The sequence below is a fragment of the Kosakonia sp. SOY2 genome (assembly GCF_027109175.1).
In the GTDB taxonomy this organism is placed as follows: domain Bacteria; phylum Pseudomonadota; class Gammaproteobacteria; order Enterobacterales; family Enterobacteriaceae; genus Kosakonia.
In genome coordinates this window covers 846,525-860,147 of sequence record NZ_JAPVXH010000001.1, presented here as the reverse complement: position 1 = coordinate 860,147, position 13,623 = coordinate 846,525, and the positions used below count along the sequence as shown (strand labels likewise).

Sequence of the window (13,623 nt, the reverse complement as noted above, 5' to 3'; positions counted from 1 at the left end):
GCTCAAGAGTGCGGCTTTATTGCAGTTTCAAAACTCCGCACAGAAAACGTTTCAAAAACAACCACCCAACCTAAGGATTGTCTGATTTTTTACCAAATTCTTGACATAGCGGCATCTCAAGCCGTTTATTTGGCTACCCGTAAACACCTAACCTACTGATAAAGCATGGTAATCCTTTACTTCGTTATTATTTTCGCGCTTCTCGCGATCATTATTTTTTCGTTTTATAAGCACCACAGCATGAAGTCATCCCGCTCCCTTCCGGGCCGTTACAAGAAACGGCGTCAATAACGCCACCTCCGTTGACCAGGTATGACTGTTCAGAAAGGCACGCACGTGCCTTTCTTTATCATATCCAGCCTGCTTTTTCAGGCGTTGTAACCTAAAGCGCGGATCACGGTTTCCATCGCTTCTTGCGTTAGCCCGGAACGCTTAATTTTTGTATTGGCCAACATAGTTCTCACCACCCCGGCAATCACAATATGTTTAGGTTCTTGTCCGAGATCGCGCATCTCCAGCACGACTTTCCCCACTACGCGGCACATCTCGTCATATAACGCTTCGTCTTTTGATGTTCCCATTTCACCTCCGGTGGCGATGGTTTTGATAAGCAGCCTGCCTCACGAAGAATGCGGCTTACATCTGTAAAAAGTGTGAGTAAAGCATATTGTTAGCAACAACTGTACACTGCCTCTATCCCCTGGCAGCGTGAAGAGGTAACGCAACAGGCTTTTTTCTGCACGCCATCTATTTTCAGACACTTGCACAAAGTTAAATTTTCCTGCGAATTTACCTTAAAGTTACTCACCCCTTTGCCGATGATTAATTCATTAGCGGTCTGAATGAATTAATGACGGTAATGCAGGCAATCAATCATAATGAGTTTATCGGGCTGAACCTCACTGCCCGAAAAAAAACGTCCTCTTCGCTTCAGGAAAGTATTGAACGTCTGTCATCGGGGTTGCGCATTAATGGCGCGAAGGATGATGCTGCCGGGCAGTCTATCGCTAATCGCATGCGCTCTAACGCCAGTGCGGATAGCGTGGTATCGCGTGGTCTTGATGATGCTATCAGTATGGCACAGACCGCCGATGGCAGTTTGAACACTGTTAGCGAACTTCTGATCCGGGCAAAAAGCCTGGCCATACAGTCAGGAAATAGCACTCTCCCGGAGAATGACCGGCAAAGCATTCAGAACGAATATCAAAATATTCTTAACAATATTCAGTCAATCTCAGAGGGTACCGAGATTTTTGGACGCTACCCGTTGGCTACTGATTCACCCGAACTGCCACCGGAGTTGATTGGTGATGTGCCGCCGTTAAACGTCAAGTTTCCGGTTCAGGGTACCAATTATTCGTTCAGTTCAGGCATTGTCTCGCTGGCCTACATCCCTGCCGGTTCGACGAATATTGCTATTACCATTGATTCACTGGGCCTGGATGATGACATCCAGTTATTCACGCGCGATGGTAAGCATCTGGCCGGTACACCAATTAACGGCGCAGCCCCGGACTATACATGGAAAAGTCGTGGCATCACGGATTCAGCGAAAGCGACCAGCCGGGTTCTGACCGAAGCCAACGGTTTTGCGCATGGCGCTACCTACGACGATTCTTTACTGATTGATGGCGGCGCAGCCTGGGCGCTAAACGGTAGCGAAACGCTGAATTACAACGGTATGGCTATTGCTTACAGCGGCGATGGTGACCGTTACGAACCGGGCAATGCTTACAATGATGGTAGCAACGGTTCAAACCGACTTGAGCGCGTAAAGATCGATAACGTTACGGAAGATTTGGTGGTGATGATCGTAGGCAGTGGCTCTTTCACCAGCAACTTAACCTGGGGAACGCTGCCAAAACCAACAATAACGCCGGCGGAACCGCCAAAGCAGAGTCGCCCGTGGGAGGTCGTAACCAGCGCGATCGTTGGGGATGATATACAATCCGTAACCATGCCAGCCACTCCGGCTGATGTGAAATCACTGGGTTTAAACGCGACATCCTTGCAAACGGCGGCCTCAGCAGGTGTCGCAATGGGTGCGCTTGACAAAGCACTCGAGAAAGTAAGCGGCTGGCGCGCGCAATATGGCGCGTATATCAATCGTTTTGAATCGAATAAATCGGTACTGGCACAGCAAAATGTTGCAACACAAGCGGCGAAGAGCCGGATTGAAGATGCGGATTACGCGCTGGAAGTCAGTAAGATGGCAAAAGCGCAGATATTACAGCAGAGCCAGGATATGGTGCTAAAAGTCGCTAACCAGTCTGCAGAAAATATTCTGGCGCTTCTTGGTAGCTAACATGGTATTTTCACTTCATTTAATAACAGCACTTAATAACAAAATCATTTTTCGCCCGCAGCGAAATAACCTTATCTTACAAAATCCACATTGCCGCACAAATACAAAAAACCGGCACGACTAAATCCGGTTTTTTTCAAAGTTAATGAATTAACTGAAAACGTATTTAGTTCCACTCGCCCGCAACCAGGGTATGTGCGTTAAACGCATTGTCATTTGAATCCTGCGTGGAATGAGACACCGGAACCATATTGGAACCCGCTTCAATGTTGGTGATGTTAGTGTTAGTCTGGCTGGCAGTTACTGCAGGCTGGGCCGCGAAAACGCCAAAAGAGAGTGCAGAAAGCACGACGGCGACCGCAGCGGTTTTGATTTTTTTCATAATTAAATTCTCATACTTGAATAACAACATTAACTGGCTGGGCTTTTTTGCCCGTGTTGTTAGTGTAGATCTGGATCACACTTTTGCACAGTCAATTTATTTATCTATTCGTGTCAAATAAACTGAATGTGTAACCCAAATATTAATTGTGAGTAAATTATGAAGAGAAAAGAATACTTAAACGAAATTGAAAAAGGAATAGTGGAATGAAAAGAGCACAAATTAACAAATAAAAGATGGGCCGATATTTTCGGCCCAACAAATTACATTTTATAGCCTAACGTTACCGTCGTTCTGCGATCGGTATGATCCGGCGCCGTTGACGGTGGCTGGGAGTTCCAGGTCAGGTTATACGCAACTTTCAGAGCAAAGTGCGCGTTAATCGCTACGTTCAGCGCTGTTTCTGAGTTCACGGTGGTATCGTCCGCACCAAATACGGAAACACCCTGCGTGAATTTCGTGGTATCGGTCATCTGCCAGGCGTAGGTGCCGGAAGCATAACCGAGCCCAGTCGTTTTCGTGTTGCCGTCGGTGTACTTGTCATAACGAACACCAGGACCGAATTCAAAGCGCAGGCTGTGAACCGGACCATTCAGGAACTGACGACCATAACCAGCAGTCAGCACGTCGCGATCGCTATAGCCGTTATAGCGGTCAGTTAACCAGCTCGCCTGGCCAAACAGGTAATCATAATCCGTCATGTTATAACGGCTACGGCCACCTACTGCGTATTTTTCAGACGAACGCACATCATTTGACGATGTATTGCTGGCGTTGCCCCACAAAGACCAGGCGGTAGTCTCGCCGTACCAGGTCAAGGTGGAATCAGCAGTCAAAGAGGAACTCTTTGTATTGCCGGACTGAGCCAGATAACCACCGTTTACACCGCCTTCAAACGGCGCTTTAGCGGTAGAGGGATCATCCATGACAGTAAAAACGGTATCATCTGCAAACGCGTGCATTGATACAAACACACCCGCCGCCATCACAAGCACGGGTACTGTCTTCAAAAGCTTCATTTATTTAGAGTCCGAACAGCAAAAAAAGAGACCAACACGGTCCCGGAAACTTTCATTAGGATCAATGATCAGCGGTCCAAAGAAAGGTAACAAATTATAAAAAGGCCGCTTAAACAGATCAATGAAATCTTATTTGATTTTTTGAATAAGAGGGATCTCAAAACAGCAAAAAAGGTTATTAATAACTGCTGCGCATTAAATCAATATCATTTTGAAATCATGCCCTTAATTCCTTTCCCTTCTGCCTTAACAGTGCCAGGCTTACATCAGTCTGAGAAAAAGGAGGTCAACATGGCAGCTATATACACCCTTACGCTGGCGCCTTCGCTTGATAGTGCGACGCTAACGCCACAAATTTATCCCGAAGGTAAACTGCGTTGTACAGCACCCGTTTTTGAGCCTGGCGGCGGCGGCATTAATGTTGCACGCGCGATTGCCCATCTGGGCGGTAAAGCAACGGCAATATTTCCCACTGGCGGCGCAACGGGTGAACATCTCACCGCATTACTGGCCGATGAGAACGTACCGACCGTAACCGTAGCCACACAAGACTGGACGCGGCAGAACCTGCACGTTCATGTCGAGTCCAGCAGTGAGCAATACCGGTTTGTTATGCCTGGTGCCGCATTGAATGAAGACGAGTTTCGCCAGATTGAAGAGAAAGTCCTGACTATTGAGCGCGGCGCGATTTTGGTGATAAGTGGCAGTCTGCCTCCGGGTATCGAGGTTGAAAAGCTGACACAGTTAGTTAAGTCCGCGCAAAAACAGGGAATTCGTTGCATTGTCGATAGCTCGGGCGAGGCACTAACCGCAGCGCTCGCAATTGGTAATATCGAGCTGGTAAAACCCAACCAGAAGGAGTTGAGCGCGCTGGTCGGCAGAGAGCTTACCCAGCCTGATGATGTGCGCAAAGCCGCGCAGGAGATCGTTCAGGCGGGCAAAGCCTTGCGCGTGGTCGTCTCCCTTGGCCCGCAGGGAGCGCTGGGCGTGGATGCTGAAAACTGTGTTCAGGTCGTACCGCCGCCGATGAAAAGCCAAAGCACGGTGGGCGCTGGCGACAGCATGGTTGGCGCAATGACGCTCAAACTTGCACAAGATGCGCCTTTTGATGACATGGTGCGTTTCGGCGTCGCCGCCGGGAGTGCAGCCACCATCAACCAGGGTACTCGTTTGTGCGCGCAGGAAGACACGCAAAAGATCTACGACTATTTGCGCCATGCCTGACGTACCTCCCCTTCCGGCTGGAAGGGGAAATATCAAATATCTCCGCGGTGGTCGACAAATGTCACTCGCCGTCTATGCTAAAAAAACATCAAGATAACAACGAGGTGAAAGATGGGCAGCGATGGCATCACCCGCTACGTAGTTGAGGTCAAATTTCATGACCAGACGCTGACAGACATCAATGAGATCAATAACCACTTTACACGTGCCGGCTTTCTCCTCACGATGGCTGATGATAACGGCAACGTACACGATCTTGGTACCAATACGTTCGGTTTCATCAGTGCGCTAAATGAAAAAGAGGTTCATGCGCTGGCAAGTGGGCTTGCTGAAAGCGCCGTGGACGAAGAGACGGAAATCACTGTCACCACCTGGGAGGCGTTCCAGAAACAGGAACATTAAGTGCCTTTCCACCGTTGCGTATGCCGGGCGTGCGTTAAGTCGGATTTTTCAACAGCTGTAGTGCGCTAACCTTATGATCTGGCTGATTACATGGGAGAGACATCATGTGGCAAGCGATAAGTGGTCTGTTAAGCGAACAACTGGGTGAAGGCGAAATTGAACAACGCGACGAACTGCCCGGTGGCGAAATCCATGCCGCGTGGCACGTACGCTACGCCGGGCGCGATCTCTTCGTAAAGTGTGATGATCGCGCACTGCTCCCCATTTTTACGGCCGAAGCCGATCAGCTCGCCCTGCTGGCACGCAGCAATACCGTGCGTGTCCCTGCGGTTTGGGCGGTGGGTAGCGACCGCGACTACAGCTTTCTGGTTATGGAGTATCTTCCTGCCCGCCCGCTTGATGCGCACAGCGCGTTTCAGCTGGGTCAGCAGTTAGCGCGCCTGCACCAGTGGAGCGATCAGCCGCAGTTTGGCCTCGATTTCGACAACGATCTTTCCACCACGCCGCAGCCCAACGCCTGGCAGCGCCGCTGGTCAACGTTTTTTGCCGAGCAACGCATTGGCTGGCAGTTAGAACTGGCGGCGGAAAGAGGGCTGGAGTTTGGCAATATCGACGCGATTGTCGAACACGTTCAGCAACGGCTGAGTTCTCACCAGCCGCAACCCTCGTTATTGCATGGCGATCTTTGGTCGGCCAATTGCGCCCTTGGGCCTGACGGCCCTTACATCTACGACCCGGCTTGCTACTGGGGCGACCGTGAGTGTGACCTGGCGATGCTGCCGCTGCACCCGGACCAGCCGCCGCAAATCTATGACGGTTACCAGTCCATCTCCCCGCTTCCTCCAGATTTCCTCGATCGCCAACCCCTTTACCAGCTTTACACTTTGTTTAATCGGGCAATCTTATTCGGTGGCGAACATCTGGTGAATGCGCAAAAAGCGCTGGATCGCGTGCTGGCGGCGTGAGTGTTGTGCTCAGACCCGGGGCGTAACGCCTCGGGTTTGAGGCGTTACAGAAAACCGAGCAGCGTAAAGAAGAAATAGCCTGCAACAATGATTATCACCGGTAATACATAGAGCGGGAAAATTTGCAGAAAGATGGTGTGATGAGGCACGACAATGCGTGCTTCAATCTGCTCACGTGTTAACCCTTCCGGTCCTTTGGCTTTCTCGAGGATCATCTGATTTTCCACGCCTTCACGCAGAAAACGCGCCTGGCGGCTCATGCGCGCACCGGACGCCTGCAGCGCCAGCCCGACAAAGATCAGTACATAGATAATCCAGAACATGATGTTCAGATTTTGGTGGAAATCAGGCGTTGGCGAGTTGTACCAAAAAAGATTCAGGAATGGCGTGTTAAAACGCATCATCTCAATGATCACATGGGCGAAATCAAGCATCACGGCATTGATGCCCGGCTGTTTTTCGCTGTGATCGTACATAAACTTCAGTACAGAAATAATGGTCGAAATGACGGCTGGAATAAAAATCACCCAACCCAGAACGCGTTTCAGTACGGCGATGCGTCCAGCTTGTTGATACGTCATGGTTTCCCCTTGTAAGTGACGCACTGTTTGCGCCTTAGTCTACCTGCTGATAACCATTTTCGCCTGATCTTTAAAGGCAGTATGATGAATGCTTAACCATAATTTCGCTTTTATCCCTGCAAAATCCGTGAATAGAGAGGTGTTATGTCTGCCCCGCGACAAATTCTTGCTGCCATTTTTGATATGGATGGATTACTGATTGACTCTGAACCGCTCTGGGATCGCGCCGAACTCGAGGTTGTGGCAAGTCTTGGCGTCGACATTTCAAGGCGCAATGAGTTACCGGATACGCTTGGCCTGCGCATCGATATGGTGGTTGAAATGTGGTATGCCCAGCAGCCGTGGAATGGTCCGGGCCGTCAGGAAGTCACCGAACGCATCATTCAGCGCGCCATCTCCCTTGTTGAGGAAGAGCGCCCGTTGCTGCCTGGCGTACGTGAAGCCGTCGCGCTGTGTAAAAACAGCGGACTGACGGTAGGGCTGGCATCTGCGTCGCCGCTGCATATGCTGGAAAAAGTGCTGACTATGTTCGATCTACGCGACAGTTTCGACGCACTCGCCTCCGCGGAAAAGTTACCCTACAGCAAGCCGCACCCGCAGGTTTATCTGGACTGTGCGGCAAAACTGGGCGTAGACCCGCTCACGTGTGTAGCGCTGGAAGATTCGGTTAACGGCATGATTGCCAGCAAAGCGGCGCGGATGCGTTCCATCGTTGTGCCGGATGCCGAACATCGCACGGACCTGCGTTATGTGCTCGCTAACGTGAAACTCGAAAGCCTCGAACAGCTTACCCTCACACATTTGCTCGGTTAATTTCTCCTCTGGGGTGATATCGATCGCCCCATTACCTCTCATTTTTTGAAACGCCATTTCATTTTTATTTGTATTTTCGCTGTCCGCCTTCTATCCTGATCTTCAGGCGCAGATGCCCAGACAACAATTTATAACGCCGGAGTAAATATGATACTGGAAGCCTTTAAGCTTGCGGGTAAAGTGGCTATCGTCACCGGGTGCGACACCGGGCTGGGTCAGGGAATGGCATTAGGGCTTGCGGAAGCGGGCTGCGATATCGTTGGTGTTGGCCGCAAAGTGCCGCAGGAAACCGCCTCCCGCGTGCAGGCCTTAGGACGCCGTTTCCATGCAATTCAGGCAGATCTTCGCCACCAGCAGGGTCTTGAGGAGGTGGTTAAGCAAGCCGTTGCGACATTTGGGCACATCAACATTCTGGTGAATAACGCGGGCACGATCCGCCGCTGCGATGCCATTGATTTCAGTGAGCAAGACTGGGATGACGTGATGAACCTGAACCTGAAAACGGTCTTTTTTCTCTCTCAGGCGGTGGCACGGCAATTTATCGCTCAGGGTAATGGCGGTAAAATCATTAACATCGCCTCGATGCTCTCGTACCAGGGCGGTATCCGCGTGCCTTCATATACGGCGTCCAAGAGCGGGGTCATGGGGCTGACACGTTTACTGGCAAACGAATGGGCGCCCCATCAGATTAACGTGAACGCGATAGCACCCGGCTATATGGCGACCAATAATACGCAGCAATTGCGCGAAGATACGGAACGCAGCCAGGAGATCCTTGAACGTATCCCGGCCGGACGCTGGGGAGAACCAGAAGATCTGAAAGGCGCTGCGGTGTTTCTGGCCTCAAAAGCGGCGGATTATATTAATGGTTACACCCTTGCCGTCGATGGTGGCTGGCTGGCGCGTTAAGCGCTCAGGATTGTGACAAAGAGTTACACCGTCACCTCTTCCGCCTACTGTACAAACATCCTATACTGTATGCATCGACAGTTGAGTGAGTTTGACCATGACGGCGGAAGGACACCTGCTTTTTTCCATTGCTTGCGCGGTGTTTTCCAAAAACGCTGAGTTAACGCCCGTCCTCGCCCAGGGTGACTGGTGGCATATTGTCCCGTCCGCTATTCTCACCTGCCTGCTGCCGGATATCGACCATCCCAAATCCTTTCTCGGGCAGCGTCTGAAGTGGATATCAAAACCTGTCGCCCGCGCTTTCGGGCATCGCGGATTTACGCATAGCCTGCTGGCGGTTTTTCTGGCACTGACGCTCTTTTATTTAAAAGTACCAGAAAGCTGGATAGTGCCCGCCGATGCGCTACAGGGAATGGTGGTGGGTTATCTCAGCCATATTCTGGCGGACATGCTTACTCCTGCGGGTGTACCGCTGCTCTGGCCCTGCCGCTGGCGCTTTCGTCTGCCGCTGCTGGTGCCGCAAAAAGGGAATCAACTGGAGCGCGTATTATGTATGGCACTATTTACTTATGCGGTATGGATGCCGCAAACATTGCCCGAAAACGGAGCAGTGCGCTGGTCATCGCACATGATAACGTCGCTGCAAGATCAGTTTAATCGCTTTATTCATCAGCAATCTGAACATTAAACCGGCATTTCTAAGGCTTTTGATATAACCCATTCCATTTGGATATAAGCCCGTTTCGGCACTTCTGCTAACCTTGCGCAACAGGAGCGGCCGAGAAGGCCGACCGAATAATGATATCAGGAGAACGGGAATGAATTTTCCACTCATCGCGAACGTTGTAGTGTTCGTGGCACTGCTGTTTTTGCTGGCGCAGGCGCGTCACAAACAGTGGAGCCTGGCAAAAAAAGTACTGGTCGGTTTAGGCCTTGGCGTGATCTTTGGTCTCGCGCTGCAGGCTATCTATGGTTCTGATAACCCGGTACTGAAAGATTCCATCCAGTGGTTCAACGTCGTCGGCAATGGCTATGTTCAGTTGCTGCAAATGATTGTCATGCCGCTGGTTTTCGCCTCAATTTTGAGCGCCGTTGCGCGGCTGCATAACGCGTCACAACTGGGCAAAATCAGTTTTCTGACCATCGGTACATTGTTGTTCACCACGCTTATCGCTGCGCTGGTGGGTGTACTGGTGACCAATCTGTTCGGTTTGACGGCGGAAGGACTGGTGCAGGGTATGGCAGAAACTGCGCGTTTGAATGCTATTCAGAGCAACTATGTCGGCAAAGTGGCCGATCTCACCGTGCCGCAATTGCTGCTCTCTTTCGTACCGAAAAACCCGTTTGCCGACCTGACCGGCGCAAACCCAACATCAATTATCAGCATCGTTATCTTCGCTGCTTTCCTTGGCGTTGCGGCACTCAAGCTGCTGAAAGATGACGCGCCGAAAGGCCAGCGCGTTCTGACCGCTATCGATACGCTGCAAAGCTGGGTGATGAAACTGGTACGCCTTGTGATGCAACTGACACCGTATGGCGTGCTGGCGCTGATGACCAAAGTTGTCGCCGGTTCTAACATTCAGGACATCATCAAGCTGGGCAGCTTCGTTATCGCCTCTTATCTTGGCCTGGGCATTATGTTTGTAGTGCACGGTCTGCTGCTTGGCGTGAACGGCGTTAGCCCGCTGAAATTCTTCCGTAAGGTATGGCCGGTACTGACATTTGCCTTCACCAGCCGCTCCAGCGCTGCATCCATTCCGCTGAACGTGGAAGCGCAAACGCGTCGTCTGGGCGTACCGGAATCCATCGCCAGCTTCTCCGCCTCTTTTGGTGCAACCATTGGGCAGAACGGCTGTGCGGGGCTTTACCCGGCGATGCTGGCAGTGATGGTAGCCCCGACTGTTGGCATCAACCCGCTGGATCCGCTGTGGATTGCCACTCTGGTAGGGATTGTCACCGTGAGTTCCGCAGGCGTAGCAGGCGTTGGTGGTGGTGCGACTTTTGCCGCGCTTATCGTGCTGCCTGCGCTGGGCCTGCCGGTAACGCTGGTGGCACTGCTTATCTCTGTTGAACCGCTTATCGATATGGGCCGTACCGCCCTGAACGTCAGTGGTTCCATGACCGCCGGTACGTTAACCAGCCAGTGGCTGAAACAGACCGATAAAGCGGTGCTGGACAGTGAAGAGGACGCCGAACTGGCGCACCGTTAATCACCCGGCAAGAAATAAACAATGCCACTCGCTCCCTGGGGCATTGATTGACAATGAAAACCGCCTGCAATGTCAGGCGGTTTTTTTTACTCTTCTTCTATCTCGCCTTCCTGGCGCATTTGCAGCGCCCAGCGCTGCGCGGCTTCCGGGACACTAAAGATCGGCGAGCGGCGAAACTTTTCCCCCATCAACACAAACGCCACATACTTGCCACGCAGCAACCAGACATCACGATAGCCATCCACTTTTGAGGCGTGATCGGGGGGAGCCGGTTCGACACGCGGGACATAGCTGATAATGGCTCGGTTTTGTTGACGATAAGATTTCATAAGCGATGCGTTCTACAGACAAATTCTTCAAACATTAAAGACCTATCATAGCCGATTGTGAGCCTGTACGTCGCGCCTGGCACCACTTTCTCTGATTTTTCACTTCCTTGCCGCCTCCTGATTAACCAGGTTAACGCAGCACGTTGTTCTATAGTTAGAAGGGTTTTAAGGAAACATCGACCATTTTTCAGCAATGAAAACAGGAGACGAGTTCAATGTCGCACAACGAGAAAGACCCTCATCATCACGCCCCGGTTCATGACGCTAACGAATCCCGCCCAGGGCTGGACTCCCTGGCCCCTGAGGACAATTCGCACCGCCCTTCCCCGCGCCCCACAGCACCTGGCGAGCAACCGACCGCGCCGGGGAGCATGAAAGCGCCGGACACGTCGAATGACAAACTGAACGCGCTGGAGCCTTACCGCAAGGGCGGCGAAAATTATCCCCTTACCACTAACCAGGGCGTGCGCATTGCCGATGACCAAAACTCCCTGCGCGCGGGAAAACGCGGCCCAACACTGCTGGAAGACTTTATCCTGCGGGAGAAAATCACCCATTTCGACCATGAACGCATCCCGGAACGTATCGTGCATGCGCGCGGGTCGGCGGCACATGGTTACTTTCAGCCCTATCGTAGCCTGAGTGATATTACCAAAGCGGATTTTCTCTCTGATGCGGATAAAATCACCCCGGTATTTGTCCGTTTTTCTACCGTGCAGGGCGGCGCGGGTTCAGCGGACACCGTTCGTGACATCCGCGGGTTTGCCACCAAGTTCTACACCGAAGAAGGCATTTTTGACCTGGTTGGCAACAATACGCCGGTCTTTTTCATCCAGGATGCGCATAAATTCCCCGATTTTGTCCATGCGGTAAAACCAGAGCCGCACTGGGCGATCCCGCAGGGTCAAAGCGCGCATGACACCTTCTGGGACTATGTGTCATTACAACCGGAAACCTTACATAACGTGATGTGGGCGATGTCCGATCGCGGCATTCCGCGCAGCTATCGCACGATGGAAGGTTTTGGCATCCACACATTTCGCCTGATCAACGCCGAAGGCAAAGCTACGTTTGTGCGCTTCCACTGGAAACCGCTGGCAGGCAAGGCATCACTGGTGTGGGACGAATCGCAAAAACTGACCGGGCGCGATCCGGACTTCCACCGTCGCGAGTTATGGGAAGCCATTGAAGCTGGCGATTATCCGGAATATGAGCTGGGGTTACAGCTGATCCCGGAAGAGGATGAATTCAAATTTGATTTCGACCTGCTGGATCCAACCAAACTGATTCCCGAAGAACTGATTCCCGTGCAGCGCGTCGGAAAAATGGTGTTAAACCGTAACCCGGATAACTTCTTTGCCGAAAACGAGCAGGCTGCGTTCCACCCAGGGCATATCGTGCCCGGTCTGGATTTTACCAATGACCCGCTACTGCAGGGGCGTCTGTTCTCCTACACCGATACGCAAATCAGCCGACTCGGCGGGCCGAACTTCCATGAAATCCCCATCAACCGCCCAACTTGTCCGTACCATAATTTGCAGCGCGACGGCATGCACCGCATGGAGATTGACACCAATCCCGCTAACTATGAACCGAACTCCATCAATGATAACTGGCCGCGGGAAACACCGCCCGGCCCGAAACGCGGTGGTTTCGAGACTTACCAGGAGCGCGTCGAAGGGGAAAAAATCCGCGAACGCAGCCCCTCCTTCGGTGAATATTACGCACATCCTCGCCTGTTCTGGTTAAGCCAGACACCGTTTGAACAACGCCATATTATTGACGCTTTCAGCTTCGAGTTGAGCAAAGTGGTGCGCGCGTATATTCGCGAACGTGTGGTGGATCACCTGGCGCACATTGACGTGCATCTGGCGCAAGGTGTAGCGGAAAACCTTGGTATCACCCTGAGCGACGATCAGTTAAATATCGCCCCGCCGCCGGAAGTGAATGGATTGAAAAAAGATCCTTCGCTGAGTCTTTATGCCATCCCGGATGGCAACGTGAAAGGCCGGGTGGTGGCAGTTTTACTGCATGATAAGGTTAGCGCAGCGGATGTACTCAACGTATTGCAGGGGCTGAAAGCCAAAGGCGTTCATAGCAAGCTGCTCTATGCGCGAATGGGCAACGTGATTGCGGATGATGGCTCCGAATTACCGATTGCCGCTACCTTCGCCGGATCGCCGTCGCTGACCGTAGATGGCGTCATTGTTCCCGGCGGCGATATCAGCGATATCCTGCAGAATGGCGACGCGAAATATTATCTGCTGGAAGCCTATAAACACCTGAAAACTATCGCGCTTGCGGGTGATGCACGGCAGTTTAAGCGCTTACTGGAGGTGGATGATCAGGGAGAGGACGGTATTGTCGAGGCGGATAACGCCACGGCGAATTTTATGGATGATTTTCTGACGCATCTTGCGGCGCACCGCGTCTGGTCGCGCATCAGCAAAATCGATAGCATCCCGGCGTAAGCGTTATTGCAGC

At 51.9% G+C, this 13,623-nt stretch carries 14 protein-coding genes; 9 read left to right on the top strand and 5 right to left on the bottom strand.

Annotated elements, in window-relative coordinates:
• Positions 1-368 precede the first annotated feature (368 nt).
• Positions 369-581, bottom strand: a complete 213-nt coding sequence (gene fumD, locus O3S68_RS04105; RefSeq protein ID WP_097407051.1) for a fumarate hydratase FumD — start codon at positions 579-581, stop codon at positions 369-371.
• Positions 582-859: 278 nt separating this feature from the next.
• On the opposite strand from fumD, the gene O3S68_RS04100 reads away from it, so the two are divergent.
• The gene (locus O3S68_RS04100; RefSeq protein WP_269231655.1) at positions 860-2,305 is read left to right on the top strand and encodes a flagellin N-terminal helical domain-containing protein; all 1,446 of its coding nucleotides are present in this window, start codon (positions 860-862) and stop codon (positions 2,303-2,305) included.
• A gap of 166 nt (positions 2,306-2,471) precedes the next feature.
• On the opposite strand, the gene O3S68_RS04095 is transcribed toward O3S68_RS04100, so the two are convergent.
• Both O3S68_RS04095 and O3S68_RS04090 read right to left on the bottom strand, forming a co-directional pair.
• Complete coding sequence (locus tag O3S68_RS04095; RefSeq protein WP_269230848.1) at positions 2,472-2,687, bottom strand: hypothetical protein; 216 nt, start codon at positions 2,685-2,687, stop codon at positions 2,472-2,474.
• 263 nt (positions 2,688-2,950) lie between these two features.
• Positions 2,951-3,706, bottom strand: coding sequence for a DUF481 domain-containing protein (locus O3S68_RS04090; RefSeq protein WP_044489379.1), 756 nt, complete (start codon positions 3,704-3,706; stop codon positions 2,951-2,953).
• Between the two features lie 291 nt (positions 3,707-3,997).
• Between O3S68_RS04090 and pfkB the strand changes: the two genes are divergently transcribed.
• From pfkB to O3S68_RS04075, 3 genes are all read left to right on the top strand, one after another.
• Positions 3,998-4,930: a 6-phosphofructokinase II gene (gene pfkB, locus O3S68_RS04085; protein WP_269230847.1), complete on the top strand. Its 933-nt coding sequence runs from the start codon at positions 3,998-4,000 to the stop codon at positions 4,928-4,930.
• Between the two features lie 111 nt (positions 4,931-5,041).
• The gene (ghoS, locus tag O3S68_RS04080) at positions 5,042-5,332 is read left to right on the top strand and encodes a type V toxin-antitoxin system endoribonuclease antitoxin GhoS (RefSeq protein ID WP_249882108.1); all 291 of its coding nucleotides are present in this window, start codon (positions 5,042-5,044) and stop codon (positions 5,330-5,332) included.
• Positions 5,333-5,436: 104 nt separating this feature from the next.
• On the top strand, positions 5,437-6,297 hold the full coding sequence (locus O3S68_RS04075; protein WP_045511531.1) for a fructosamine kinase family protein: 861 nt from the start codon (positions 5,437-5,439) through the stop codon (positions 6,295-6,297).
• Between the two features lie 44 nt (positions 6,298-6,341).
• On the opposite strand, the gene O3S68_RS04070 is transcribed toward O3S68_RS04075, so the two are convergent.
• Positions 6,342-6,878, bottom strand: coding sequence for a YniB family protein (locus tag O3S68_RS04070; RefSeq protein WP_097407048.1), 537 nt, complete (start codon positions 6,876-6,878; stop codon positions 6,342-6,344).
• 144 nt (positions 6,879-7,022) lie between these two features.
• Between O3S68_RS04070 and hxpB the strand changes: the two genes are divergently transcribed.
• The 4 genes from hxpB (at position 7,023) to O3S68_RS04050 (ending at position 10,810) form a co-directional block, all read left to right on the top strand.
• The gene (hxpB, locus tag O3S68_RS04065) at positions 7,023-7,691 is read left to right on the top strand and encodes a hexitol phosphatase HxpB (RefSeq protein WP_269230846.1); all 669 of its coding nucleotides are present in this window, start codon (positions 7,023-7,025) and stop codon (positions 7,689-7,691) included.
• A gap of 147 nt (positions 7,692-7,838) precedes the next feature.
• Complete coding sequence (gene kduD / locus O3S68_RS04060; protein ID WP_269230845.1) at positions 7,839-8,600, top strand: 2-dehydro-3-deoxy-D-gluconate 5-dehydrogenase KduD; 762 nt, start codon at positions 7,839-7,841, stop codon at positions 8,598-8,600.
• Between the two features lie 97 nt (positions 8,601-8,697).
• The gene (locus O3S68_RS04055) at positions 8,698-9,288 is read left to right on the top strand and encodes a metal-dependent hydrolase (protein ID WP_020453999.1); all 591 of its coding nucleotides are present in this window, start codon (positions 8,698-8,700) and stop codon (positions 9,286-9,288) included.
• Positions 9,289-9,418: 130 nt separating this feature from the next.
• Positions 9,419-10,810, top strand: coding sequence for an L-cystine transporter (locus O3S68_RS04050; protein WP_269230844.1), 1,392 nt, complete (start codon positions 9,419-9,421; stop codon positions 10,808-10,810).
• Between the two features lie 86 nt (positions 10,811-10,896).
• Here the strand turns inward: O3S68_RS04050 and cedA are convergent, their stop codons facing one another.
• Complete coding sequence (cedA, locus tag O3S68_RS04045; protein ID WP_017456539.1) at positions 10,897-11,139, bottom strand: cell division activator CedA; 243 nt, start codon at positions 11,137-11,139, stop codon at positions 10,897-10,899.
• Positions 11,140-11,354: 215 nt separating this feature from the next.
• Here cedA and katE point away from each other — a divergent pair, with 215 nt between their 5' ends.
• Positions 11,355-13,610 carry a catalase HPII gene (gene katE, locus O3S68_RS04040; RefSeq protein ID WP_269230843.1) on the top strand — a complete coding sequence of 752 codons (2,256 nt, stop codon included), beginning with the start codon at positions 11,355-11,357 and terminating at the stop codon, positions 13,608-13,610.
• Positions 13,611-13,623 lie beyond the last annotated feature (13 nt).

Bases quoted from the DNA above. Each gene is read 5' to 3' on its own strand.
- fumD (WP_097407051.1), bottom strand. From the start codon at position 581: ATGGGAACATCAAAAGACGAAGCGTTATATGACGAGATGTGCCGCGTA.
- O3S68_RS04100 (WP_269231655.1), top strand. From the start codon at position 860: ATGCAGGCAATCAATCATAATGAGTTTATCGGGCTGAACCTCACTGCC.
- O3S68_RS04095 (WP_269230848.1), bottom strand. From the start codon at position 2,687: ATGAAAAAAATCAAAACCGCTGCGGTCGCCGTCGTGCTTTCTGCACTC.
- O3S68_RS04090 (WP_044489379.1), bottom strand. From the start codon at position 3,706: ATGAAGCTTTTGAAGACAGTACCCGTGCTTGTGATGGCGGCGGGTGTG.
- pfkB (WP_269230847.1), top strand. From the start codon at position 3,998: ATGGCAGCTATATACACCCTTACGCTGGCGCCTTCGCTTGATAGTGCG.
- ghoS (WP_249882108.1), top strand. From the start codon at position 5,042: ATGGGCAGCGATGGCATCACCCGCTACGTAGTTGAGGTCAAATTTCAT.
- O3S68_RS04075 (WP_045511531.1), top strand. From the start codon at position 5,437: ATGTGGCAAGCGATAAGTGGTCTGTTAAGCGAACAACTGGGTGAAGGC.
- O3S68_RS04070 (WP_097407048.1), bottom strand. From the start codon at position 6,878: ATGACGTATCAACAAGCTGGACGCATCGCCGTACTGAAACGCGTTCTG.
- hxpB (WP_269230846.1), top strand. From the start codon at position 7,023: ATGTCTGCCCCGCGACAAATTCTTGCTGCCATTTTTGATATGGATGGA.
- kduD (WP_269230845.1), top strand. From the start codon at position 7,839: ATGATACTGGAAGCCTTTAAGCTTGCGGGTAAAGTGGCTATCGTCACC.
- O3S68_RS04055 (WP_020453999.1), top strand. From the start codon at position 8,698: ATGACGGCGGAAGGACACCTGCTTTTTTCCATTGCTTGCGCGGTGTTT.
- O3S68_RS04050 (WP_269230844.1), top strand. From the start codon at position 9,419: ATGAATTTTCCACTCATCGCGAACGTTGTAGTGTTCGTGGCACTGCTG.
- cedA (WP_017456539.1), bottom strand. From the start codon at position 11,139: ATGAAATCTTATCGTCAACAAAACCGAGCCATTATCAGCTATGTCCCG.
- katE (WP_269230843.1), top strand. From the start codon at position 11,355: ATGTCGCACAACGAGAAAGACCCTCATCATCACGCCCCGGTTCATGAC.